This is a genomic window from Metabacillus sp. SLBN-84 (genome assembly GCF_053629595.1).
This window is the reverse complement of record NZ_JBRJIP010000001.1, coordinates 3,305,784-3,330,770: the sequence shown is the minus strand read 5'-3', so window position 1 is coordinate 3,330,770 and position 24,987 is coordinate 3,305,784. Positions and strand designations below refer to the sequence as shown.

Genomic DNA, 24,987 nt, shown 5'->3' with positions numbered 1-24,987 from the left:
GTGCACCGACTATAGCCAAAAAATAGATTTCTTTTCTATTATAAGGCAATGGGAAAACGTTTGCATTTATTTTAAAAATGTATTGACTTTTAATTCTGGCAAACTTAAAATAAAAATTAGTTAGTAGGGAAAACGTTTGCACAAACCTTGGCAGAAACGGCTGTCTGATAGAGATGAAAGCCTTTTTTTAAGAGGGTAATAGGAAGCGTTTTCACTGACGAACTATGAGACTTTGGTTTCAGTTGTGCTGAAAGTCCCCTGGGCACTAAGTACAATGAAATAGATTACAACAAAATAAAAGGTGGGGAAATTATGAGAAAGTTTTTATCACTTACTCTCATTGCTTTGCTTGTATTCGTCATGGCAGCATGCAGCAAGCCTGGCAGCTCAGAGCCGGCAAAGACAGAAGGCGGCGACAAAGAGGGAGAAAAAAAGACAGAAGAAGCAGTAGATTTGACTCCTGAAGAAGGCGCAAAGCTTGTACTTTGGGATAATGCAGACTCAGAAGCCAAGTGGGCGACTATGGTTGCAGAAGAATTTACGAAAAAATACGATATTCCGGTTGAAGTGCAGGAAGTTAACCACACTGACGCTGCCGGCAAACTTGAAGTAGACGGTCCTGCTGAACTTGGCGGAGACGTATTCCATGCACCTCACGATCATGTAGGAAACATGGTTAAAGCGGGACTCATTTATGAAAACGTTTTAGCAGATGAATATAAAGACAGCTTCCTTCCGGCTGCAATCGACGGAACATCTTATACAGATGAAAACGGCGATTCTAAGCTTTACGGATTCCCGATGGCTATTGAAACATATGCACTATATTACAATAAAGATTTAGTAGACAAGCCTGCAGAAACATTTGACGAAATTTTCGAACAGTCTAAAGGCTTTGCCGGAGACGGCAAATACGGCTTCATGATGGAGCCTGCAAACTTCTACTTTGCACATGCATTCTTCGCTGGCTACGGCGGCTACATTTTCGGCAGCGACAATACAGACGCAGCTGATCTTGGAGTGAACAACGAAGGCGCAGTTAAATCCGGTGAATTCATGCAGCGCATGAACAAAGAACTTCTTCCGCTTAAAAAAGAAGACATCACTGGCGACTTGATCAGTTCTTTCTTTAACGAAAACAACTTAATGTACCGCATCTCTGGTCCATGGGATATTAAAAACCATGAAGAAGCAGGCATCAACTTCGGTATTGCTCCGCTTCCGAAATTAGATAACGGCGAAACACCAAAAAGTTTCTCTGGAATCAAAGCTTACTATGTAAACTCTTATTCTAAATATCCAAAAGCAGCTACACTTCTTGCACAATTTGCAACAAGCAAAGAAATGCTTGAAAAACGTTTTGAAATGACAGGACAGCTTCCTCCTCAAACAGAATTGATTGAAAGCGATGCTATCCAAAACGACGAAGTTGCTTCAGCATTCCTTGAGCAGGCTGAATCAGCACTTCCAATGCCGAACATTCCTGAAATGCAATCAGTTTGGGGTCCAATGGAAACGGCTTATACAACAATGTGGAACGATGGAACTGAACCTAAAAAGGCACTTGACGCTGCACGTCAGCAAATTGAGGATGCTATCTCTTCACAAACGAAGTAATAGTCAGTCTGAGCCGATACCTATGGTATTGGCTCAACTTTTATCCTTTATTGGCAGGCAGCAGCCTCTACCTCTATGCCCTGAACATGCATGAGAAAGAGGTGGGGGTCAACTGCCCGTAAATGGGGACAGCAAAGGGACAATGGGGATTTTTTGAAGAAGTTTTCTCAATATACATGATTTTCATACAACGTGAGGAGGCCTGGCATAATGCGCGGACCAGCAAGAATAGGTGCATTACTATCGCTTTTATTAATGGGGCTTGGACAGATTTACCACCGTCAATATTTAAAGGGTATCCTTTTTATCCTTTTGGAAGTTTATCTTCTCGTTTTTTGGTCACTGCCTTTCAGATATGCAATGTGGGGTCTGACAACTCTTGGAGACACACCTCAGTCAAGAAATGGATTCGAAGTTGTTCAGGGCGATCACTCAATCTTCCTGATGATCGAAGGAATTATCTTCTTAATTTCATTCATTTTGTTCCTGTGGGTTTACTACTTGAACGTGCGCGATGCCTATAAAGTCGGCAAAGCACGCGAACGCGGCATTAAGCCTAACACAACTAAGCAAACGCTTGCCAATGTATGGGAGAACGGATTCCCTTACATTCTGTTAACACCTTCTATTCTATTTACAATGTTCCTTACCATTCTTCCGCTCCTGTTCGGAGTTATGATTGCTTTTACAAACTACTCCGGTCCAAACCACTTGCCGCCGAAGGCGCTTGTTGACTGGGTAGGCTTTGATACATTCCTTAACCTTTTCCAGCTGAAGACATGGAGCACAACGTTCTACGGCGTATTCGGATGGACGGTAATATGGGCGATTCTTTCTACAGCAACAACCTTCTTCCTTGGTCTTGTGTTTGCTGTTCTGATCAACCATAAAGGAATTAAACTTAAGCGCTTATGGCGCTCGATCTACATTCTGCCATGGGCTATCCCGCAGTTTGTCAGCATTTTGATTATGAGAAACATCTTCAACGGAGAATTCGGTCCGCTGAATCAATACTTAAGAGCACTTGGTCTTGAAGCGATTCCATGGCTTTCTGATCCGATGTGGGCAAAAGTGACGCTTGTCACAGTTAACATGTGGTTTGGATTCCCGTTCTGGATGGTTCTGATGAGCGGTGTCATGACTACAATTGATAAAGAAATGTTTGAAGCGGCAGATGTTGACGGAGCAACTCCATGGAGCAAGTTCTGGAAAATCACTATGCCGATCGTCATGTTCTCAACGGCTCCGCTGCTTATCATGAGCTTTGCAGGAAACTTCAATAACTTCAACATTATCTATCTATTAACGCAGGGTAATCCTGTAAATGTAGAATACAGCTATGCCGGCTCTACAGATATCCTGATCAGCTGGATTTACAAAATGACGCTTGAGCAGAGCCAGTTTGCTACAGCTTCGGTTGTATCCATCCTCATCTTTATCGTAGTAGCAACTCTTTCTATCTGGAACTTCAGAAAAACAAAAGCCTTCAAGGAAGAGGATATGATGTCATGATGAACAAAAAACTAACTGATAAACTCGTCGTAGGCGTTATATATGCCATTTTAATCCTAACAGCTATAGCCGTACTCTATCCTGTGTATTTCATTATCATCGGATCGCTGAATCCTGGAGATTCTCTTTTCAAAACAAAGCTGATTCCAGAGGCGCTTACACTGGATCATTACCGCTATCTGTTTGAAGAAACAAAGTATCTGACATGGTATAAAAACACATTTAAAATTGCCTTTTTCAACATGCTCATCTCAACATTCCTTGTTGTAACGGCAGCATATGCATTTTCCCGCTTCCGTTTCCCGGGACGCAAGCAGGGTCTTATGGCCATGCTCGTTCTTCAGATGTTCCCAAGCTTCATGGGGATGATCGCCATATACATTCTTCTGCTTCAAATTGGCCTTTTGGACAATCACTGGGGTCTGATTCTTGTTTACGCCGGCGGATCCATTCCGTTTGGTGCATGGCTTGTTAAAGGATATTTTGACGGACTTCCTAGAAGTCTTGAAGAGGCAGCGAAGATTGACGGAGCGAGCCATACAACGATTTTCTTTAAAATCATGATGCCGCTTTCTAAACCGATCCTTGTTTTTATCGCTGTTAATAACTTTATCGGTCCATGGATGGACTTCATCTTTGCCCGTTTGATCCTTCGTTCGAATGAAAATAAAACACTTGCCGTTGGATTGTTCGAATTTGTTACAGGCAGAACAAGCACTCAGTTTACGACCTTTGCAGCAGGAGCTGTACTGGTAGCCGTTCCAATTACGATTTTGTTCCTGATCTTCCAGAAGTATATCGTTGAAGGACTGACTGCAGGAGCAAATAAAGGATAAGCAGGAGAACGATTTCATATTGAAATCACCTTAACAGTTTAATAGTCTTATGTGTAAAGCTGTCCGGTTCCGGGCAGCTATTACGCAGTAAGGGGGGCATAGGGATGTTTAAACGGTTTATAAAAGGACTAGTCATCCCTTTTCTTCTTCTATCAGCATTCCCGGCGTCTCATGCCGGTGCTGAAAAGAAGGAGGAAAATCGTTCTTGGCAGGATGAAAGTATGTATTTTATCATGGTGGACCGCTTCCATAATGGCGACACGTCCAATGATTTTGAAGCAGATCCGAAAAATCCGAAAGCCTATCACGGAGGGGACCTGAAAGGAATCATTGACAAGCTTGATTACATTCAGGAAATGGGCTTTACGTCCATCTGGCTGACTCCTGTGTTCGATAATGAAGAAGGCGGCTATCATGGCTACTGGATCCGTGATTTCAAGAACGTTGATGAAAACTTTGGAACACTTGAAGAGTTCAAGACGCTCGTAAAAGAAGCGCACAAGCGCGACATGAAAGTGATGCTCGATTTTGTAGTCAATCATACCGGCTATAAGCATCCGTGGGTAAATGATCCGGACAAAAAAGACTGGTTTCATGAAAAAAAGGACATTGCCAACTGGCAAAACCAAGAGGAAGTAGAAAATGGCTGGCTTTTCGGTCTGCCTGATCTGAATACGGAAAATCCGGAAACGAAAGCGTTTTTGATAGACGCTGCAAAATGGTGGATTACGGAGACAGACATTGACGGCTATCGCCTTGATACAGTCCGTCACGTCCCAAAAGCATTCTGGGAAGAGTTTTCCAGGGAAGTAAAATCAGTCAAAAGCGACTTCTTTTTAATGGGAGAGGTCTGGGATAAGGACCCGAAGTATGTTGCGGGGTATACGGAAGCAGGACTTGATTCTGTTGTAGACTACCCGTTTTATGAGGATGCTTCCAAAGTGTTTTCCAATACAGGAGGCACTGCAGGAATGCTTGCAAATGTTTTTAAAAGAAATCAGGTTCTGTACAAGGATCCATTTGTTTTAGGCAATTTTATTGATAATCATGATAACGAACGATTTACGAGAAAAGCTCTTGTCAATAAACAGAATCCGGTTACCCGTATTAAAATGGCGCTGACATACATGTACGCTGCACCGGGCATGCCGATTGTGTATTACGGAACTGAAATTGCGATGGACGGAGGCAATGATCCGGATAATCGCAGAATGATGAATTTCCGTGCAAATGATGAACTCATAAAATATGTTTCAAAGCTTGGAAAGGTCCGAAATGAATTTCCTTCTCTCAGAAGAGGAGAGATGGAAGTGCTGTTTGATGAAAAGGGCATGACCATTTTCAAGCGGACATACAAAGGTGAAACAACGGTGGTTGCCGTAAACAATACCGAAGAATCAAGAACGGCTGTTGTTCCGGCTGATGCTCTCTCTGAAGGTAAAGAACTGAACGGGCTTTTAACCGGGGACAGTACCGAAGAGAAAAACGGGGAGTACGAATTTATTCTCGACAGAGAGACTGCTGAAATCTATGAGACTGTTGAAAAAACAGGACCGAATATTCCGCTGATCAGTGTATTTATAGCCGTTCCCGCATTATTTGCAGGATTTTTGTACCGGAACAGAAGGAAGAAAGCATAGGGGAAATCTTTCCCCTTTTTACAGAAAAGATTTGAATGCGGTTACAGTATTGTAGCTTTAAAGCATTCGTGATAGATTAAATGATACTTATCCGGAGAAGAAAATCTCCGATCATGCCAGTAAGAGAGGGATGGGATTGTGGCAACAATAAAAGATGTCGCAAAGTTAGCAAATGTAGCTCCATCAACAGTTTCGAGAGTGATTGCTAATAACCCGCGTATAAGTGAAAAAACAAAAGAGAGAGTTAGAGAAGCGATGAGTGAGCTTGGGTATCATCCCAATTTCATTGCCAGAAGTCTTGCCAATCAGTCAACCCAGGCAATCGGCATCGTGATTCCGGGTTCTGCTGACAAAGCGTTCTTAAATCCATTCTTTCCTGAAGTTATCCGCGGCATAAGCAAAGGAGCCCATCAAAAACATTATGCTCTGCATATGTCGACGGGTGAAACGGACGCTGAAATTATGGAGGGCGTCGTGCAAATGGTTGAAGGGAAACGGGTAGACGGCATCATTCTCCTGTATTCTCAAGTAGACGATAAGCTGACTAAATATCTTCTCAGAAAAAAATTCCCGTTTGTCATTGTCGGCAAGCCATTTAAAGATGTCGAGCACATTACGCATGTAGACAATGATAACTACCGTGCAGCGAAGGAAGTTACGGATCATCTGATTCAGCTTGGCCATGAGCGGGTGGCGTTCATCGGGGGAAATCTCAAGCTTGTCGTAACGGTCGAGCGCCTTTTGGGATATGAAAAAGCGATACGCAACGCAGGCCTTGTTTACCGTGATGATTACATCATTCACGCACAGTTTTTAAAAGAGGGCGGGCAGGCAGCCGTTCAGGAACTGTTTAACCTGGATGAGCCTCCAACAGCTCTTGTCGTAGCAGACGATCTGATGGCTCTTGGGGTGCTGAACACCCTTGATGATATGGGCATTAATGTTCCGAATGATGTATCTGTTGTATCATTCAATAATGTTATGCTTTCTGAAGTGTCAAGACCGCCGCTTACAACCGTTGATATCAATATTTTTCAATTAGGCTATGAAGCTTCCAAGCATGTCATTCAGCTGGTGGAAGATCCGATGGACCCGATCAAGCGCATTATCATCCCGCATAAGCTGATGAAGCGTCAATCATGCAGAGAATACGTTCCTGCAAAAAAAACAACGATAATCTAAACAAAAACGGCCTTCAGGGCCGTTTTTGTTTCATCTGCTGTATTCAGCCGCCCGGCACAAGCACAAGCGTCTTTTTCCCCTCGGCCTTTTTAATATCTGTCACATGATAGGTTCCATTTACCCAATCATCAAGCTGATCTTTGTACCATTCACTCTTAACATGCCCTGACTGGCCAGGCCCGACAATATGGTGGCCTTTGCCGAGATCAGCTGCATCGATGACAAACCGCCATGAAGCTCCGTGATTCACTGTGCCTTCCGCGTTATAGTTTGCAGCCTGCACTGTAATTTGGCTGCCTCCGACAGGCACAGGATTTTCCCTGTTAAAAAGCCACTTTAGAACAGGTGAAGCGGAAGAAAGCGGATGGGCGAAATAAAGCTGATGATACTCACCCCATTTCCAGCTGCCGGGATCATTGCCGTATTTTTCTTGAATCAGACTGACGATATCCTGAAAAGAAGCGAGAAGAACCTGCTGGAATCCGCCCTGATCTGTAAACCACTTAGATTCATCCCCGTTCAAAGCCCGCCTTAAGAGTTCATCCGTTATCCCCTGTTTCCCTTCAAATAAATCATCCATTTTCTCCGGAATGGAATCTTCAAACAGCACGGCTGGAATCTGCTTCATCCATAAATGAAACAAAAGGGGTGCGGCAAGCTCTTTATCGTCAGTCATATTCCAGCCGCCAAGCAGGTCCGCTGCTGCTTGTTCGGTTTCATTTAAATCAGCCGTTTTAAGCTGTTCAAGAAGGGGCTTTAAAAATTCTTCAGCATACAGATTTTTCTTGTCCATTTGAAGGTCTTTCATATCCTGAAGGGAAAACTTCTCTTTGGATTCCAGTACTTCCTTTATTCTCATATACCTGTATGGCTGCGCCCAGTGATGGCTGATGTGATAGGGGTACTCATCGCCGATCACTTTGTTGTTCGCGGTGGCAGCAAATCCTTCCTTGGGGTTAACAGTCCGCGGGAGCTCATCATATGGAATAAATCCTTCCCATTCGTATTCATCTGTCCATCCCGGAACAGGCAGCATGCCGTCGCCTTTTTTGCGGATCGGAATTTTCCCGTTTGCTTTGTAGGCAATCGTTCCGTCTTTGCCGGCAAACACAAAGTTTTGGGTCGGAACGTGAAAGTCGGCAAGTGCCCGCTCAAATTCATCCCAGTTTTTCGCTTTATTCATCGAAAGAACTGCCTGAAATTCGGTTGACGGCATAAGAGCCGTCCATTTCATCGAAAGCGCTGTGTCTTTCTTTGAATCATGGGCAAAATCCGAAATGATCGGACCGTGTCTCGTTTCTACTACTTCATAATCAATCGTTTTTCCGTCTTTTACAGCAATCGGTTCTTTTATGACAGCGGCATCCTCATAACTTCCGTTGTATAAAAATTGGTTCGGGTTTTCAGGATTGCGTTTTTCGATATATAAATCCTGCACATCAGGGCCGGTATTTGTCACACCCCATGCGATGTCTTCATTATGACCTAGAATAATCCCCGGAACTCCCGCAAAAATAACGCCGCTTACATTCATGTTCTCATTTTGCAGATGCATCTGATACCAGATGGACGGAGTGCCGAGCGAAAGGTGGGGATCGTCTGCAAGCATCGGTTTGCCGCTTTCACTCTTTTCTCCGCTTATTACCCAGTTGTTGCTTCCGTTAAATTCCGGCGGTATAACGGCAGAAGCAAATCCAGTTTCAATATCTAAATCCGAATCTTTGTAGGAAGAGATGATTTCAGGTGCATTCTTTGGATACGTTGGGAAAAGGTCCAGTGCTTTTTCTTCCGGCAGGTTTTCCATGGCCCAGTAGCGGAAGGCCTGTCCAGACCAGTGGCCGCCGAGATCAAAGGCCATATATTTCCCTATCGTCAGGGAATCAGCGGGCGTCCATTCAGCTGGTTCGTAGCCCAGTATCCTGAATTCAAACGGCAGTTTTCCCTCAGCCTCCGCCTCTTTGATGAAGGCATTCACACCGTCTGCAAACCATTGCATCGCCTTTTTTGATGTCTCATCGTAAATTGGATAGGACGCCTCAGCTGCTCTTCTAAGTCCGAGTGTCCTGAAAAACTTGTCTCTTTCGATGGCTGCTTCCCCAACGACTTCGCTGAGTGTTCCGGATGCCTGCCTTCTGCTTAAATCCATTTGAAAAAGTCTGTCCTGTGCCTGAACATAGCCCTGAGCTGTGTAGAGATCTTGATCTGAGACGGCGAGGATGTGGGGGACACCATGCTTATCCCTTGTGACGTTCACCTCTGCCGAAAGACCTGAAACGGATACCTCTCCAGATAAACCAGGAAGGCTTCTGCTTATGTAAAGGTTTACAAAAACCAGGACTCCAGTAATCAAAAAAAGTAGTCCTATCGTTCCGATCCAAATTCCCTTCTTTTTACCTGCCATCCCTCTGCGCGGTACCTGTGCTTCCATTTTCTCACTCCCAATATGATTTAAGAACTATATACCACCTGGTTCACCAAAAACCCTTTGGATAAAATAGGAATTCTCTAAACGGCTTTTCCTTCATATAGTGAACTATCAAATGGAAAAAGGTGACTGATGCATGAAAAAACTTCTGCTGTTTGCCGACCCCGGCATTGATGACTCGCTTGCGATTATTTATGCTTTGCTGCACCCTGACATAAAACTGCTTGGAATTGTCACAAGTTTCGGCAATGTCTCAAAGCAGCAGGCAACAGAGAATACTGCCTATCTGCTGAAACTTGCAGGGAGAGAAGATATCCCGGTCATTGAAGGGGCTACCTTCCCGTTAAGCGGTGAATTGTCTGTCTACTATCCGGAAATACACGGCGCGGAAGGACTCGGGCCAATCAGGCCTCCAAAAGGAATCAGGGTGAATCTAAAAAGGTTTTCCCATGTATTTGAACTGATTGAAAAACACCCTGATCTGACGATTGCCGATATCGGCAGGCCCACATCGCTTGCCCATGCCTTCAATTTAAACCTTGAAAGGCTGCAGCAGGTGAACGATATATTCAGCATGGGCGGCGCCTTTTTTGTGCCCGGAAACGTCACGGCGCTTGCTGAAGCAAATTACCACGGGGATCCTGTCGCCGCAAATGTTGTCCTTAACTATGCAAAAAGTGTCCATATCGCGCCCCTCAATGTGACGGACCGGGCCATCGTAACGAGAGAGACTGCCGCGTACATCGATTCCATTTCAAAAAATCCGTTTAAAGCATTGATTCCGTCTGTAACGAATTATTATTCAGACGCTTATGCGAAGCTTAGGCCGCACCAGAATGGTCCATCGATCCACGACGCCTTTGCCATCTACTTTATGATGAATCAGGAAAAAATTTATTCTGTCAAAAAAACCGTTTCTGTTTGTGTTTTGGGAGATGCAAGAGGAATGAGCTTTGCCGATTTCCGTAATCACCTCACCCCGCCTGGCGCGAAACATACCATTGCACTGAATTTTAACTATCAGGATTTTCTGACTGATTTCATCAAAGTCATGGCATCCGAAATCAACTGAATATCTTCTGCCAGAACCCGCTTTCATGCGGGTTTTTTTTGCATGGAAAAATGGATTGCAAAAGCACCGGAACAGAGTATAGTTACCTTATAAAGCGTTTTACAAACTAACGGGCGAGGGGTAAAAATGAATCTATCATACATAGAGGAAATGCTTGAAAAGCAAGAATACAAGACGGCAGTTTCTCACTTTTCAGAGGCGTATCAGGAAATGGCAGCGAAAAATAGTCTGACAGCTTTCAAATCTTTTATCCGCTGCGGCAGCAATGAAAAGGAAATGAAGGAATTGCTGATTGCAGCAGAGGAAAGCCTGATGGATCAGCTGAGCTCAATTATGATTCGGGATATGTACCGGACGGCTCCTTCTCCGCAGACGGCCATCTGGTACAGCGAACAGCTTGCGGATGAACACAAGCTGATTGAGGCAGAAGAGCTGCTTGTTCAGGTTGAGAAACAGGAGCTTACAGATGAGCTGAGAGAAAAGCTCTCTTTTTCCATGGCGACTGTTCTCATGCAGATGAGAAGACTCGGGGCAGCCTATGAGTATATGAAAAAATGTGAAGCGCTGGCGAAGGACAGCATGAATACTAGATGGGGCTATTACTATCTTCAAAGCGGCGACTGGGACAAGGCTGTCCCCCTTCTTGAAGCGGGGAAAAAGGATAAGAAAGACGGTGTGATTGCCCGTTTGCTTCTTGTTCAGCATTGGGCTCTTCAAGGGGAAGCTGAACTTGCAAAGCGTGAGCTTGACCAAGCGATGACCCTGTACCCCGATTATCCAAAACTTCTTATCGAAAAAATCAGACTGTGTTCAAAGCAAAAGAAGTGGGAAGAGATGCGGGACACGATTCAGCGGCTGAATGAGCTTACCCAATACCACGATTACAAGAAAATGACCGAATACTACACGGCCGAATCCCATTACGGGGAAGAAGATTTTGATGTTCTTGAATCTTACTTAAACAAACACAGCCATTTTAAAGAGAAGTCCTATTTTAAGCATTTTAAAAAAGAAGGCAGCTTTAAAAAGAAAAATACCGCTTATAAACCGGTCGTGCAGAAGTACAACTATTGTGTTCCTGCCTGTGCAGAGATGGTTTTCAGCATGTACGGGAAAACCGTAAAACAGGATGAGATTGCCGAATCCATTTTTGCCGTAAACGGATCAAAGCTTTCTAAGATGATTGCTTATTTTAAAGAAAAAGAATTCCGGTGCACGTATTTTTTTGGAAACGAAGAGGTATTTAAAGAGCTGCTTGACCGTGATATAGCCATTATGGTTAATATTGATTACCCTACGGCGTCCCATGTTCAATTGATTGTCGGGTATGATGACAGACTTCAGGTTTTTCACGTGCAGGACCCAAACAACAGATATACGCACGAGCTGATGTATGAAGATCTGCAGCGCGAATTTGGAAACAATGGTGCGTTATCGCTTGCCATTTCTCCAAAGGGACACTCAAACCTGTCCGTCCTTCTGCCTGATCACGTACATGAGATGTCTGAAAAACTTTTCGCTTTGACCGAAATTTTTCATAAGGAACTCAGCCGTGAAGATCAGGATTTCCTGAAAGAGAATATCGGGCACATGGCCGTGTCCGCCTATATCATGAAATACTTGCCGGGTGTTGTGGATGAAGAAATCTTAAGCGCAGCTGCAGAAGTCATTTCAAAGCATAAAGAACAGGCGGAATACCACAGTCTTACAGCCGCTATGGCCTATTACAGCGCAAAAAACAATGAACAGGCAGAAAGCTATTTGAACAGCACCAAGTCCCGCCATTATCCGGGGGTCTATTGGTTGACAAAAGGCAGAATCAGCTACGGTTCCGGGCAGTACGATGAAGCCTATTCGGCTTTTAAAGAAGCCCTGAAAAAAGAGCCTGAAGACCACGTGTTATGGACCTACCTGTCGATGGCAGCATTCAGCAGAAACCAGTCGGCAGAAGCGCTCAGGCTTTCTGAAATTGCAATGGATATTAACAGCCTGGATCTTTTCACAATCGTCAATCATTGCCTCCTTCTGCTTGAAGCAGACCGGCCGGAGGAGGCTAGAGGCTTGCTTCACGAATGCCTGAGGGAAAACAAAGATGACGGGTACGTCTGGCTTCAAAGGGCGAAATGCGACTTGGCCCTCGGCAAATACCGGGCGGCACTCCGCGGATTCCGGACCGCTGCTGCCCTTGATCCGGCTGAAGCAGAAGCATTTATTGAACTTGCGGACCTCTATGATTCCGTTTTTAAGGATGAGGAGAAGGCTCTAGGCGTTCTTGATCAGGGAATTCAAACAGCAGATGACAAGAAAGAGCTTCTTCATGCAGCGGGCGTTATTCGGGAGAATCGAGAAGAGTATCAGCAGGCCAGGGAACTTTACAGCATGGCGGCTGCCCTTGATGAAAAGGACGCATTTTCACGGATTGCTCTGGCTGCTCTTTACAAAGAAGAAGGGGATACAGCCCGCTTCTTTAAAGAAATTCAGTCGCATTATGAAGCATTTCAGCATGACAGCGAGTTTCTCTTTAACGCCGGGAAACGGATGTTTGCTGCAAGCAGCGAAATGGATGAAAGCGATGCTTTCGAGGAATTTGCTTTGTCCTATATGGAAAAAGCAATCTCCTTTGCTGACGAAAATGTGGAAGAGGCAATGGAAATCTATACGGACATGATTGCTGAAACACGGCATTACCGGAGAGGCCTTGCGTTTTATGAACGTTTAAAAGGGAAGGTAAGCGAATCGGCCATTTTAGCCTATTCGGGCTATCTTCATGAACAGCAGGGCTCAATTGTTAAAGCAAGAAAATTATACCGCCAGGCTGCTGAAATCTGCGGTGAAAAAGTTTTCACGTTTTACCGGCTTGGCGAGGTCGCCTTAAAGCTTGAAGAGTACACGGAGGCGGAGCGTCATTATAAAAAAGTTCTCGAGCTGGATCCGAAACATGAACAGGCGATGCTCGACCTTGCATCAGTTGCAAACCGCAGAGAAGATAAGACTGCAGAAAAAGACTATCTCCTGTCCGCTTTCCATGTTGATCCTTACTGTATTTCAGCAGATGTTCTGCTGAATTTAATGGAAACAAAAGCAGAAGCAGAGTCCTTTAAACAGGACCTATTGAAGCTTGAAGGAACAGTGGAAGAGGCATTCCTTCACCATTCTCTCTCACATGTCTATGCAAAACTCGGCGATGCTGAGAAAGAGGAACAGCACCTCATGCAGGCTCTTGAACTTGATCCGGACCAATTGCAGGTGCAGCATCATTATGCAGCATTTCTGATCAGGCGCGGGAAAGCAAAAGAGGCAAAGGCTCTTCTTTTCAAGCTGATCCTTGTCCATCCGGATACCAGGACTTTGTACGACACACTGATTGATTTGATGATGGAAACAAGAACGATACAAAAGCTTGAAGTAGAATTGAAAAGACTGAAAGCTTCAAACGAAGAAAAAAGCATCATTTTCATGCATGCAGCAGTTTCTTATGAAAGACACTTAAAAGACATGCAGGATGCGTTCGAACAGGCGGAGGAGCAAAAAGGCTGGCTGAAGCGGATTACAGGCATCTCAAAAGCAAGTTTAAAACTTGGAGTTCTTCTTCATCTGTACGAAGAGGCGGTAAAGCTTGACAGGGAAAATACAACCGCCGTCATATGGTTTGCTGATCTACAGCTTCAGCTTGGGCTTAATGAAGATGCCATTAAAGTGCTGCAGCAGTCACTGCGCCATTCATTTGAACCTGCCGCAGCCTATAAACTTGCAGGCCTTCTTGTTCAAGAAGCGGCTGCTGCAGGCGAAAAGAAAGCAGTCCGCTACCTCTCAGAAGCATGCGGTCTACTTGAAGCACTGATTGAGGACGAGGAAGATGCAGACTATTACAGTCTTCTTGGCATCGCCCTGCTTGAATTCGGAGACTTTGAAGAGGCAGTAGGTGCGTTTAAACGGGCTTTGGAAATTGATCCGGAAGTGGAAAAGGGACATTTCCATCTGGCAAGACTCTATACAGAAGATGAAAAATACCGGCAGGCGGAAGCTCACATCAGGCAGGCGATGGATGTCAGCCCTGACGACCACGACAATTACAATCAGCTTGGCCTCATATACAGACATCAATTCAAGTTGAAAGAAGCACTTGAAGCTGTTGAAGCGGCAATTGCACTTGAGCCTGAGGATCTTCTCTGTCTTTATAACAGAGCCTGCTATCTTGCCTCAATGAAACGGTTTAAAGAAGCCGCAGAACAGCTTGAGGCCCTGTATGAACTTGATGAAGACTTCATCTTCATGGAAATGGCCGAAGAGGATGAAGACCTCGATCCGCTGAAAGAAGCGGGATACTTCCCGGTGAATAAAGCAGCCGGCAGATAAACCTGTCCACTTGAAAAAGGGAGTGGAAAGCGGTCATAATAATAGAGTGCAATGTTTCGCGGGTGATTTGCTTTCCTAAGCCGCCTAAAAGAAAAAGTAGCAGAAAGCCGCTTTTCTGTTAAAATAAGAGAATGTATGCTGATTCAGCAAAAACAGATAGAATAAAGGAGTTTTTCAGATGGAAAAAGTATTGATCTTTGGTCATAAAAACCCGGATACAGATACGATTTGCTCTGCAATTGCGTATGCTGATCTTAAAACAAAGCTAGGCATGAATGCAGAGCCTGTCCGCCTCGGAGAAATCAACGGCGAAACAGAATTTGCTCTGAATACATTTGGAGTTGACGTTCCAAGACTGATCGAAACAGCTGCGAATGAGACAAGCCAGGTCATTTTAGTCGACCATAACGAACGCCAGCAAAGTGTCAGTGACATTGAAAAAGTACACGTGCTTGAGGTTATTGACCATCACCGCATCGCAAACTTTGAAACAAGCGATCCGCTTTATTACCGCGCGGAGCCTGTCGGATGCACAGCTACAATCCTGAACAAGATTTACAAAGAGAACGGCGTGAGCATTCCAAAAGAAATTGCGGGCCTTATGCTGTCTGCCATCATCTCTGATTCATTATTGTTTAAATCACCTACATGCACAGAGCAGGATGTAGCAGCTGCGAAAGAACTTGCAGCCATTGCCGGCGTGGATGCAGAAGTGTACGGACTTGATATGCTGAAAGCAGGAGCTGACCTCAGCGGCAAAACAGTTTCAGAACTCATTTCTCTTGATGCAAAAGAATTCTCAATGGGCGATTACAAAGTTGAGATTGCACAGGTAAATGCGGTAGATCCTAACGACATTCTTGTTCATAAAGAAGAAATCGAAGCGATGGTTTCAGCGGTTATCGCTGAAAAAGAATTGGACTTGTTCGTATTTGTCGTAACAGATATCCTGATCAATGATTCCGTTGCCATTGCTCTTGGCCGTGAAACACGCGCGGTAGAACAGGCATACGATGTAAAGCTTATTGATAACATGGCGGTGCTGAAAGGCGTTGTATCCCGCAAGAAACAAATTGTACCTGTCCTGACAGAAGTTTTAACAAACGCACTGTAAAATTTCATTTAAAAAAACGGCCTGCACTGCAAGCCGTTTTTTTTGTGTTTTTAGCAGTAGCCAGGTCCAGGACCATAACCAGCGCCGCCGACAAAAGAAGCACCGATGATAATCAGCAAAATAAACAATACGATAATTAGCGCGAATCCATTATTGTATCCGCCGCCGCATCCATCTTTACTCATGGTTGTGTCTCCTCCAATCATGAAATCGTGAGCTTTTCTCTTGCTCAAATTTAGGGTATGCGGAAGAAAGAATTATGTTAGCCTATTTATCTATTGCTTACTGAACTCAGCTCATAAAAGACATTTCCAGCAGCACAAAAAGACCGGAGAAAAGGATCTCCGGCCTTGAAATCAGCTACTTATTAAATAAGCTTTTGACGCCGTGGAAAATCAAAACGAAAGAAAAAACTAAGATTGCTAAAACGCCAACGACTGTCGTAAACGGTGCTAGGCTTGCAAGGAATGTTCCGGCCAGCGGAAGTTCAACTAGAGCAAAGCCTGCAAGAATGGCTGCAAGGAATAAGAAAATTAATCGATCCATCATTATCCCCTCCTTCCTAATACAGTATATGTAAGCGTTTTCTTAATAGTATAGGTCACATGCACATTTTCTTAAGAATATATAATTTGAAGACACGAAAAAAGCCCGTTTTGGATACGGGCTTTTTTTGCAGCGGTAAACTTATTAGATTTTGTAACTTTCAGGTCTAAATGGGTGATTCCGCTTTTCTTCATTGTCCAGCTCCGCCTCCCAGCCCTTCCGTCAGAACAAAATCCCCCAAAAAATCAAAACCGGACTTTTAGGGTGATTTCTTTTCTGCCTGTCAGGGCTAAACGAGCGATTCCGCTTTTCGTGGTGTCCAGCTCCATCGCCCAGCCCTTCCGTCAGAACAAAATCCCCCAAAAAGTCAAAACCGGACTTTTCGGGTGATTTCTTTTCTGCCTGTCAGGGCTAAACGGGCGATTCCGCTTTTCTTCATTGTCCAGCTCCGCCTCCCAGCCCTTCCGTCAGAACAAAATCCCCCAAAAAGTCAAAGTCGGACTTTTCGGGTGATTTCTTTTCTGCCTGTCAGGTCTAAACGGTCGGCTCCGCTTTTCTTAGCCGTTAATGATTTTACCACCGTTCACATGAATCATCTGTCCGGTGATGTAGCTTGAGTCGCTGCTTGCGAGGAATACGTAGCTTGGTGCAAGTTCATCAGGCTGTCCGGGGCGTCCCATTGGCGTGTCGGCGCCGAACTCTGAAACTTTTTCTGCATCAAACGTTGAAGGGATGAGCGGTGTCCAGATTGGACCCGGAGCTACGCCGTTTACCCGGATGCCTTTTTTCACAAGAGACATGGAAAGGGAACGTGTGAACGTCGTAATGGCACCTTTCGTGGCTGAATAATCAATCAGCTGTTCGTTTCCTGCATAAGCTGTGATGGATGACGTGTTGATGATGCTGCTTCCTTGCTTCAGATGGGGAAGGGCTGCTTTTGTCATATAGAAAAAAGAGAAAATATTTGTTTTGAATGTGCGTTCAAGCTGCTCTTTTGTAATTTCCTCAATGCCAGCCTGCGGATGCTGCTCAGCCGCATTGTTGACAAGAATGTCAATTTTGCCGAACTTGCTGACTGTTTCGTTTACTACCTGTCCGCAAAATGCTTCATCTCCGATATCTCCCGGAATAAGCAGACACTGTCTGCCTTCCTGTTCAACAAGGCGTTTCGTTTCATTCGCATCATCGTGTTCATCCAAATAGGAAATGACAACATCTGCGCCTTCTCTTGCAAAGTGGACGGCTACCGACCGCCCGATGCCTGAATCACCGCCTGTGATGATCGCTGTTTTATCCGAAAGCTTGCCGCTGCCTATGTATTGATGGCTGTCAAACTCGGGTTTTGGATGCATCTGATTTTCATGCCCTGGCTGCACATCCTGATGCTGTGCAGGCATCGTTTTATTTGTTTGGCTGTTTTGGCTCATTTACAATCCCTCCAGGTTTTGATCACGTTTAGTATGGTGAAAAATCCGATAAGTATGTTGGACATGCTTTATATATTCCCTATCTTTTTTTGATAAAACACCTGATTCCGGCAAAAAAAAAACCGAGACAGAAGTCTCAGTTCAAAACGTTGAAATACCGTGCTTCAGGATGGGCAACGACTATGGCCGTAACAGATGCTTCAGGTTCCATCATAAAGCCTTCTGTAAGGTTCACTCCGATGTCTTCAGGCCTGATCAGATCGAATAATTTGGCCTGGTCATCAAGATTCGGGCAGGCAGGATATCCGAAAGAGAACCGCTGGCCCTGATATTTGGCTGAAAAGCGCTGATCCATTGTAAAGTCCGGTGGATCAGGGAAGCCCCACTGATCTCGAATCAGCTGGTGCGTCCGCTCGGCGAGACCTTCAGCAAGTTCAAGGGCAAGTGCCTGAACGACATGGCTTTTCAAATAGTCGCCCTGTTCCTTGAAGCGGTTTGCAATCTCTCTTACTTTCTTTCCTGCCGTAACAGCAAAGAAGGATACATAGTCTCTCATTCCGCCGTCCGGACGAACATAGTCTGAAATGCAGCGGTGCGGCAGCTTGGATTGTCTTGGAAAGTCAAAGGTCTGCAGCTTTTCTTCTGTTTCAGGATCCAGAATGTGCAGAGAATTTCCCTCTGATACAGCAGGGAAGAACTGATAAACCGCAGCAGGTTCAAACCATTTTTCCGCCTCTCCCTGCTTCAGGAGTTCATCAATGGTTTCTTTGAGAGAAACAGCTTTTGGATCATTGTTTTTCAGCATTTCCTTTACTTTTCCCTTGAGGCCGAGGTGATGGCCGATCAGCATCTGCATGTTGATATAAGGGATGAGGTGCTGCAAATTGAAATCTTTGATGATATGGCGTCTGCAGTCCTCAGGCACAAAAACAGGGGACGGTGCAAGCTCTGCTCTTTTTTCAAGCAGCTCTGTCACTGCGGCAGTCGGTTTCTTTTCAGAAAACCGTTCAGATCGCACTTCTTTCTTTTTAAACTGGGCCGGGTCGACGCGGATCCGGTTTGCAAGTGAAAGGCCGTCCATCGCATCCTTGGCATACACCACCGGTCCGCTGTATTGCGGAGCAATCTTTCCGTCTGCAAACTTTCTGGAAAGGGCAGCGCCGCCGACCAGGATTGGTACAGAAATGTCAGCTTCACGCAGATCCTGAGCGGTCAGGACCATTTGCTGGGCTGACTTAACAAGCAGGCCTGAAAGTCCGACAATATCCGGTTTTTCTTTTCTGACAGCTGCAATTAAATCCTGCGGGGTCACTTTAATTCCGAGATCCACTACTTTGTAGCCATTGTTGCTCAGGATAATATCCACGAGGTTTTTCCCGATATCATGCACATCACCTTTAACCGTTGCAAGCAGGATTTTTCCTTTTCCGCTGTCATCCTTCTTCTCCATATACTGCTCTAAAAAGGAGACGGAAGCCTTCATTACTTCTGCACTTTGAAGAACCTCGGCGACGATCAGCTGGTTTGTATTGAACAGCTCTCCGACTTCAGCCATTCCGCTCATTAGCGGACCGTTAATAATATCGAGAGGAGCATCATATTCCTTAAGGGCTATTTCAAGGTCTGAAATCAGTCCTTCTTTTGTCCCCTCAACAACATATTGGGCGAGACGCTGCTCAAGCGGAAGGGACTGTACAGGTTTTTTGGCTGTTTTTTTCTTCCCGCGGTAGTGATTTGTAAAAGTCGCGAGTGTTTCGTCATTTGTATTAAAAAGAAGCGTTTCTGCCATTTCTACTTCTTGTTTCGGAATTGAAGCAAAACGCTCAAGTTTTTCTGTGTTGACAATGGCATAGTCAAGTCCCGCCTGTGTACAGTGATAAAGATAAACTGCGTTCAATACTTCGCGTCCGACAGGCGGCAGGCCGAAGGATACATTGCTGACTCCAAGCATGGTCAGACATTCCGGAAGTCGCTCTTTGATCAGGCGGATGCCCTTAATGGTTTCTTCAGCAGAACCAATATACTGCTCGTCTCCTGTGCCGACAGGGAAAACGAGGGGATCAAAAATAATATCTGACGGACTCAGGCCGTGCTTTTCAGTAAGCAGTTCAAACGAACGGACCGCAATATCAAGCTTTTCCTCAGCTGTAAGAGCCATGCCCTTTTCGTCTATGGTTCCGACAACAACGGCGGCACCATATTTATGAATCAGCGGAACAACTGCGTCAAAGCGCTCTTCGCCGTCTTCGAGGTTAATCGAGTTGATGATGACTTTTCCCTGGGAATAAGAGAGTGCTTTTTCAATGACAGCTTCATCGGTTGAATCGATGACAAGCGGCGCCTTTACTTTTTTGGTCACTTCTTTTATGAATGCTTCCATATCTTCAAGTTCATCGCGGTCAGGGTCTGCAAGACAAATATCAATGACATGTGCTCCGTTTTTAACCTGTGCTCTCGCAATTTCAGATGCTTCTTCAAATTTCCCCTCGGCAATCAGGCGTTTGAATTTTCTTGATCCAATGACATTTGTCCGTTCCCCGACAAACAGGGGTCTCATGGAGTCGTCATAAATAAGCGGATCAATACCGGAAACGGTATGTGCCGGATCACGTTCCGGGACGGTGCGCGGATTCAGTTCGCTGACTGCATCTGCGATAGCCGTGATATGGGCGGGTGTGGTTCCGCAGCAGCCGCCGACAATATTGAGCCAGCCCTGTTCTGCAAAACCCTTCACTTTCTGAGCAAGCGAACGCGGGGATTCATGGTATTTTCCTTCCTCATCCGGCAGGCCGGCGTTCGGGTAACAGCTGACAGCTGTATGGGCCATGCCTGACAGCGTCCTGATATGGTCTGTCATAAACTCAGGCCCTGTCGCACAGTTCAAGCCGACAGAAAGAGGCTGCATATGTTCAAGGGAAATAAAGAAGGCTTCAATGTCCTGGCCGGCAAGGGTCGTGCCCATCGGCTCAATCGTCCCTGATACCATAAGCGGGATTTCTTTTCCAGTCTTCTCAAAGGCACGCTTAATGCCTAAAAAGCCGGCTTTTACATTCAGCAGGTCCTGGCTCGTTTCAAGAAGAAGCAGATCGGCTCCGCCTGCAAGCAGTCCCAGTGTCTGTTCTTCATAGTTCTCGATCAGTTCTTCAAATGTGGCTCCTCCCGTAACAGAGAGCGTTTTTGTTGTCGGTCCCATTGAGCCAGCTACAAAGCGGGGCCATTCGGGTGTTGAGTATTTTTCAGCTGCTCTTTTCGCAATTTCAGCCGCTTTTTTATTCAGTTCGAAGGCAAGGTGCCCAAGATCGTATTCATCCAGAACGATTTTCGTAGCCCCGAACGTGTTTGTCTCAATAATATCTGCTTTTGCTTCAAGGTAAGCTTCATGGATCGATTGAATGACCTCAGGTGCAGTTATAGTCAAATATTCGTTGCACCCTTCATAAGCTTCTCCGCCGAAGTCATCTGCAGAAAGATTGGCGTCCTGAATCATGGTGCCCATCGCTCCGTCCAGAACGAGGATTTTTTTCTCAAGCTGTTTTTTTATATCAGACATGCGTAATCTTCCTTTCGGTGGCCTCAGACTCTTTATTATGAATATAGTTCGTCAATTCCACGGTTAGTTCATAATTCAAAAACGGTGTGATCAAGTAAATGCCGTTAAACAGATCAAATGCAGCATCAATCAGGTTTTTGGCAATGGCCAGACCCTCCTGATACGATTTTTCCTTGTCATCTCCGGCATTGGCCATTTTTTCGCGGATGCTGTCAGACAGGGTAATGCCCGGAATCTCATTATGAATAAATTCGGCATTCCGGCTGCTGGTGAGCGGCATAATGCCGATATAAACCGGTACGGTTAAGTGTTTTGTTTCTTCATAGACATCAAGCAGCTGTTTTTCGGAATAGATCGGCTGGGAGATAAAATAATCAGCGCCGCACGCTATTTTTTTCTCCAGCCTTTTAACGGCTTTATCAAGGTACTTCACATTCGGGTTAAAGGCGGCGGCAACTGAGAAGTTCGTTTTTTCGCCAAGCGGTTTTCCTGAGTAAGAAAGCCCGTCATTAAATTGCTTAATCAGACTGATCAAGTCAAAGGAAGAAAGGTCATAAACAGAAGTTGCCCCCGGGAAATCCCCGATTTTGGACGGATCTCCTGTTATGGCTAAAACATCTGTTAAGCCGAGAGTATGGAGACCCATTAAATGTGACTGCAGGCCAATTAAATTCCGGTCACGGCACGTAATATGGATCAGCGAGCGGAGTCCATGGGTCTGCTGGACAATGGATCCCATCGCGCCATTGCTGATTCTTGGGGAAGCAAGAGAGTTATCCGCAAGAGTTAAGGCATCGATTCCAGCCTCCTGAAGGGCCTTTGCTCCTTTTAAAAATTTTTCAATACCGAGCTTTTTCGGCGGGTCAAGCTCGACAATAATGGATCGTTTTTCTTTTACGATATCCTGCAGCGGAGGATACTTTCTCTCGGCAGCTGAGGCAATGGAGATTTCTTCTTTCCTAGCTTTCACCTTCTTTTCTGTCACTGGAGGCAGTCCTTTAAGTGCAGAAGCCATCGCCCTGATATGATCAGGAGTCGTTCCGCAGCAGCCGCCTATTAATCTCGCACCCTGATTTCTAAAAGCAAGTGCGCTTTCAGCGAAGTATTTTTCACCGGATCCGTAAACAAGTCTGCCTTCCTCAATGGTCGGGAGGCTGCTGTTCGGATAAACAGACAGGAAGGCCTTTTCGGGAAGAGGAACTTCTTCCAGAGATGAGAGCATATGATATGGCCCAAGCCTGCAGTTCAGCCCGACAACATTCGCCCCGAGCTCCTCAAGCTGGGACAGGCCGTCAGAAAGAGGAGTACCGTCCTGAAGAACGCCGATTTCATGAAGGGAAATGTTCGTTATAATCGGCAAGTCTGTTTCTTTTCTTGCAATCTCAAGAACCGTCTTCATTTCTTCAAGATCATAATACGTTTCAAGCAGGAGGCCGTCCGGCTCTTCGTTCAGCAGAAGATAAAGCTGCTCCCTGAAATTTCGCCGCAGGTCCTCAAGCGAATAAGAGCCCTTTTTAAAAGCACGGACCCCGCCGATTGTTCCGAGGACATAGGCTGAGGTGCCTTCCGCAGCTTGCTTTGCAATCTGCACAGCCTTGCGGTTAATGGCGCGCACCTCATCTTCAAGCCCGTATCTCGACAGCTTGATATAATTGGCCCCGTACGTATTTGTCTGAATGACATCAGCTCCGGCATCAAGATACGCCTTATGAACATTCAGAATGTCATCGGGTTTTGACAGGTTCAGTTCTTCAAAACACCGGTCCACACCGTGGGAATAAAGCAGGGTGCCCATTGCTCCGTCCCCGATCAGAATTTTTGTCTGCAAGTCTGTTAAAAGTGCCAAAGCTATAAACCTCCTAAAATACAGCTGATAATGGGAAAAAGAAAAAAGCCTTCCAAGAAGAAGACTTTTGAGTATGCATGACTTCTTCTTATCGTCCGATGGATGCATCGCTGGAATTAGCACCTTGGTTTACGCCAGGTTGCTGAAGCTTCGACGGGCCAGTCCCTCAGCTTCTCTAGATAAGAATCAAAAATATGAAATTGGCTAAATGATATTATATCTAATTTACATGTTTTTTTCAGGAGATTCAAGTGCGAAAAGTAAAAGTTTTCTGAATTGATGAGGAATTCTTGCCACAGTCCGGATAAAAAAAGACCCAGCAGGAAAAACCTGCTGAGTCCACGCGTTTATCTGAAATTAATGAACTGAACATCGATCGGCAGATCCGCTCCGCGGACAGCTGCAATCACCTGCTGCAGGTCGTCCTTGCTTTTGCCGGTTACGCGGACCTGATCATCCTGAACCTGCGTTTTCACTTTAAGCCCTGCATTTTTTATGATCGCGTTAATCTTTTTCGCATTGTCCTTATCAATACCCTGGACAAGCTTTGCACGCTGGCGGATGGTGCCGCCTGATGCGCCTTCAATTTTTCCGTAATCAATATTGCGCGTTGCCACATTGCGCTTGATCAGTTTTGAAATGAACACATCCTTCAGCTGATCCATTTTGAACTCATCATCAGAAACTAAAACAAGCTCCTCTTTTTCAAGCGTGATGCTGCTTTTGCTTCCTTTAAAATCATAGCGTGTGCCGATTTCTTTCATCGTCATCGTGATGGCATTTGTTACCTCAGGCATATCCACCTTCGACACAATATCAAACGAACTGTCCTTGGCCATAAGAATCCTCCCAAAAGTTTGTATTATCTTTAGATTATAGTAGAATGTACATGATATAACAACTAACGGCAGTTCAGCTGCAAAGGAAGGAACGAACACATGAATCCCGGAACGTTTATGACGCTTAAAATAGATGAAAAAGTAGATTACGGATATTATTTAGCAGATGGAGAAAGCCGAGTACTGCTTCACAAAACGGAAATCACTGAACCAATTGAAGAATTGGATGAGGTTGAGGTGTACCTGATTGTGGACCATGAAGACCGTCTCGCTGCAACAATGAAAAAGCCGACGATATCAGAAGACCGGTTCGGATGGGTAGAAGTAGTCAGTGTCAGGGAAGACATGGGGGCATTCGTCGACATTGGCCTTTCAAAAGATGCACTTGTCGACAACGATATTCTTCCGGCCTATGTAAGTGTATGGCCAAAAGAAGGCGACAAGCTCTACTGTTCCCTGAAAGTGACGAAAAACGGAAGATTTTTCACAAAACTTGCAACGGAAGATGTCATGCAGGAAAACATCGTCCCGGCTGCAGGAGTCCGGAACAATCAGACTGTTACTGGCAGAGTCTACCGAATCATTATTGCCGGTTCTTTCATCATAACTGAAGAAGGCTACAAAGGATTCATCCACTCCTCCCAGCGCAAAAGAGAGCCGCGTCTTGGCGAACTTGTAACAGGACGAGTTGTTGATGTGAAGGAAGACGGCACCCTTAACGTTTCTCTCCTTCCATTCAAACATGAGGCATTGGATGAGGATGCACAAGTGATCTGTGATTACATGGAAGAAAGAGGAGGAGCCATGCCCTTCTTTGACAAGAGCGATCCCGATGACATCAAAGAACGCTTCAACATGAGCAAAGGGGCATTCAAGCGTGCGCTCGGCTCACTTATGAAAGCAGGAAAGGTCTATCAGGAAGACGGCTGGACTTATTTTAAAAAAGAACAACAGTAAGCGCCTATGCGTTTGCTGTTTTTTTATGGGGAAAATTTGATTTTGGGTTTTTGCCGGTGGGAATAGTA

Annotated in this window: 16 protein-coding genes and 1 riboswitch; of the genes, 9 read left to right on the top strand and 7 right to left on the bottom strand. The window is 45.2% G+C overall.

Going from position 1 to position 24,987, the window contains the following annotated elements; all coding sequences use genetic code 11:
- The first annotated feature begins 312 nt into the window (after positions 1 to 312).
- From RKD52_RS16975 to RKD52_RS16955, 5 genes are all read left to right on the top strand, one after another.
- Positions 313 to 1,617 carry a sugar ABC transporter substrate-binding protein gene (locus RKD52_RS16975; RefSeq protein ID WP_454100633.1) on the top strand — a complete coding sequence of 435 codons (1,305 nt, stop codon included), beginning with the start codon at positions 313 to 315 and terminating at the stop codon, positions 1,615 to 1,617.
- 210 nt (positions 1,618 to 1,827) lie between these two features.
- Positions 1,828 to 3,129 (top strand): carbohydrate ABC transporter permease, encoded by a 1,302-nt coding sequence (locus RKD52_RS16970; protein ID WP_369732173.1) that lies wholly within the window; start codon positions 1,828 to 1,830, stop codon positions 3,127 to 3,129.
- Positions 3,129 to 3,965 (top strand): sugar ABC transporter permease, encoded by an 837-nt coding sequence (locus RKD52_RS16965; protein ID WP_029283838.1) that lies wholly within the window; start codon positions 3,129 to 3,131, stop codon positions 3,963 to 3,965. The genes RKD52_RS16970 and RKD52_RS16965 overlap by 1 nt, the downstream gene beginning before the upstream one ends.
- Before the next feature lie 104 nt (positions 3,966 to 4,069).
- Positions 4,070 to 5,605: an alpha-amylase family glycosyl hydrolase gene (locus RKD52_RS16960; RefSeq protein WP_454100632.1), complete on the top strand. Its 1,536-nt coding sequence runs from the start codon at positions 4,070 to 4,072 to the stop codon at positions 5,603 to 5,605.
- 135 nt (positions 5,606 to 5,740) lie between these two features.
- Positions 5,741 to 6,787 carry a LacI family DNA-binding transcriptional regulator gene (locus RKD52_RS16955; protein ID WP_454101256.1) on the top strand — a complete coding sequence of 349 codons (1,047 nt, stop codon included), beginning with the start codon at positions 5,741 to 5,743 and terminating at the stop codon, positions 6,785 to 6,787.
- A 43-nt stretch (positions 6,788 to 6,830) separates the two neighbouring features.
- On the opposite strand, the gene RKD52_RS16950 is transcribed toward RKD52_RS16955, so the two are convergent.
- A complete protein-coding gene (locus RKD52_RS16950; protein WP_454100631.1) occupies positions 6,831 to 9,215 on the bottom strand; it encodes a penicillin acylase family protein in 2,385 nt (794 codons plus the stop codon).
- A 133-nt stretch (positions 9,216 to 9,348) separates the two neighbouring features.
- On the opposite strand from RKD52_RS16950, the gene RKD52_RS16945 reads away from it, so the two are divergent.
- From RKD52_RS16945 to RKD52_RS16935, 3 genes are all read left to right on the top strand, one after another.
- Complete coding sequence (locus RKD52_RS16945; RefSeq protein ID WP_454100630.1) at positions 9,349 to 10,284, top strand: nucleoside hydrolase; 936 nt, start codon at positions 9,349 to 9,351, stop codon at positions 10,282 to 10,284.
- A gap of 126 nt (positions 10,285 to 10,410) precedes the next feature.
- Positions 10,411 to 14,640, top strand: coding sequence for a tetratricopeptide repeat protein (locus RKD52_RS16940; RefSeq protein WP_454100629.1), 4,230 nt, complete (start codon positions 10,411 to 10,413; stop codon positions 14,638 to 14,640).
- Positions 14,641 to 14,818: 178 nt separating this feature from the next.
- On the top strand, positions 14,819 to 15,754 hold the full coding sequence (locus RKD52_RS16935) for a manganese-dependent inorganic pyrophosphatase (RefSeq protein WP_369732178.1): 936 nt from the start codon (positions 14,819 to 14,821) through the stop codon (positions 15,752 to 15,754).
- A gap of 50 nt (positions 15,755 to 15,804) precedes the next feature.
- On the opposite strand, the gene RKD52_RS16930 is transcribed toward RKD52_RS16935, so the two are convergent.
- The 6 genes from RKD52_RS16930 to RKD52_RS16905 all read right to left on the bottom strand — a co-directional run bounded on the left by RKD52_RS16930 (position 15,805) and on the right by RKD52_RS16905 (position 23,962).
- Positions 15,805 to 15,939 (bottom strand): YjcZ family sporulation protein, encoded by a 135-nt coding sequence (locus RKD52_RS16930; RefSeq protein ID WP_081870098.1) that lies wholly within the window; start codon positions 15,937 to 15,939, stop codon positions 15,805 to 15,807.
- Between the two features lie 175 nt (positions 15,940 to 16,114).
- Positions 16,115 to 16,303, bottom strand: coding sequence for a hypothetical protein (locus RKD52_RS16925; RefSeq protein WP_342824565.1), 189 nt, complete (start codon positions 16,301 to 16,303; stop codon positions 16,115 to 16,117).
- Between the two features lie 554 nt (positions 16,304 to 16,857).
- Positions 16,858 to 17,727, bottom strand: a complete 870-nt coding sequence (locus RKD52_RS16920; RefSeq protein ID WP_454100628.1) for an SDR family oxidoreductase — start codon at positions 17,725 to 17,727, stop codon at positions 16,858 to 16,860.
- Between the two features lie 136 nt (positions 17,728 to 17,863).
- Entirely contained in the window at positions 17,864 to 21,277 is a 3,414-nt protein-coding gene (gene metH, locus RKD52_RS16915; protein WP_454100627.1) for a methionine synthase, read from the bottom strand.
- On the bottom strand, positions 21,270 to 23,123 hold the full coding sequence (locus RKD52_RS16910; RefSeq protein ID WP_454100626.1) for a bifunctional homocysteine S-methyltransferase/methylenetetrahydrofolate reductase: 1,854 nt from the start codon (positions 23,121 to 23,123) through the stop codon (positions 21,270 to 21,272). Before RKD52_RS16910 ends, metH begins: the two co-directional genes overlap by 8 nt.
- A gap of 85 nt (positions 23,124 to 23,208) precedes the next feature.
- A riboswitch (SAM riboswitch) is annotated at positions 23,209 to 23,309 on the bottom strand.
- 161 nt (positions 23,310 to 23,470) lie between these two features.
- Positions 23,471 to 23,962: a YajQ family cyclic di-GMP-binding protein gene (locus RKD52_RS16905; RefSeq protein ID WP_029282708.1), complete on the bottom strand. Its 492-nt coding sequence runs from the start codon at positions 23,960 to 23,962 to the stop codon at positions 23,471 to 23,473.
- Positions 23,963 to 24,061: 99 nt separating this feature from the next.
- On the opposite strand from RKD52_RS16905, the gene RKD52_RS16900 reads away from it, so the two are divergent.
- Entirely contained in the window at positions 24,062 to 24,919 is an 858-nt protein-coding gene (locus tag RKD52_RS16900) for a CvfB family protein (protein ID WP_454100625.1), read from the top strand.
- Positions 24,920 to 24,987 lie beyond the last annotated feature (68 nt).

Excerpts from the sequence above, each read along its gene's own strand:
- RKD52_RS16975 (WP_454100633.1), top strand. The coding sequence starts at position 313 with ATGAGAAAGTTTTTATCACTTACTCTCATTGCTTTGCTTGTATTCGTC.
- RKD52_RS16970 (WP_369732173.1), top strand. The coding sequence starts at position 1,828 with ATGCGCGGACCAGCAAGAATAGGTGCATTACTATCGCTTTTATTAATG.
- RKD52_RS16965 (WP_029283838.1), top strand. The coding sequence starts at position 3,129 with ATGAACAAAAAACTAACTGATAAACTCGTCGTAGGCGTTATATATGCC.
- RKD52_RS16960 (WP_454100632.1), top strand. The coding sequence starts at position 4,070 with ATGTTTAAACGGTTTATAAAAGGACTAGTCATCCCTTTTCTTCTTCTA.
- RKD52_RS16950 (WP_454100631.1), bottom strand. The coding sequence starts at position 9,215 with ATGGAAGCACAGGTACCGCGCAGAGGGATGGCAGGTAAAAAGAAGGGA.
- RKD52_RS16945 (WP_454100630.1), top strand. The coding sequence starts at position 9,349 with ATGAAAAAACTTCTGCTGTTTGCCGACCCCGGCATTGATGACTCGCTT.
- RKD52_RS16940 (WP_454100629.1), top strand. The coding sequence starts at position 10,411 with ATGAATCTATCATACATAGAGGAAATGCTTGAAAAGCAAGAATACAAG.
- RKD52_RS16935 (WP_369732178.1), top strand. The coding sequence starts at position 14,819 with ATGGAAAAAGTATTGATCTTTGGTCATAAAAACCCGGATACAGATACG.
- RKD52_RS16930 (WP_081870098.1), bottom strand. The coding sequence starts at position 15,939 with ATGAGTAAAGATGGATGCGGCGGCGGATACAATAATGGATTCGCGCTA.
- RKD52_RS16925 (WP_342824565.1), bottom strand. The coding sequence starts at position 16,303 with ATGATGGATCGATTAATTTTCTTATTCCTTGCAGCCATTCTTGCAGGC.
- RKD52_RS16920 (WP_454100628.1), bottom strand. The coding sequence starts at position 17,727 with ATGAGCCAAAACAGCCAAACAAATAAAACGATGCCTGCACAGCATCAG.
- metH (WP_454100627.1), bottom strand. The coding sequence starts at position 21,277 with ATGTCTGATATAAAAAAACAGCTTGAGAAAAAAATCCTCGTTCTGGAC.
- RKD52_RS16905 (WP_029282708.1), bottom strand. The coding sequence starts at position 23,962 with ATGGCCAAGGACAGTTCGTTTGATATTGTGTCGAAGGTGGATATGCCT.
- RKD52_RS16900 (WP_454100625.1), top strand. The coding sequence starts at position 24,062 with ATGAATCCCGGAACGTTTATGACGCTTAAAATAGATGAAAAAGTAGAT.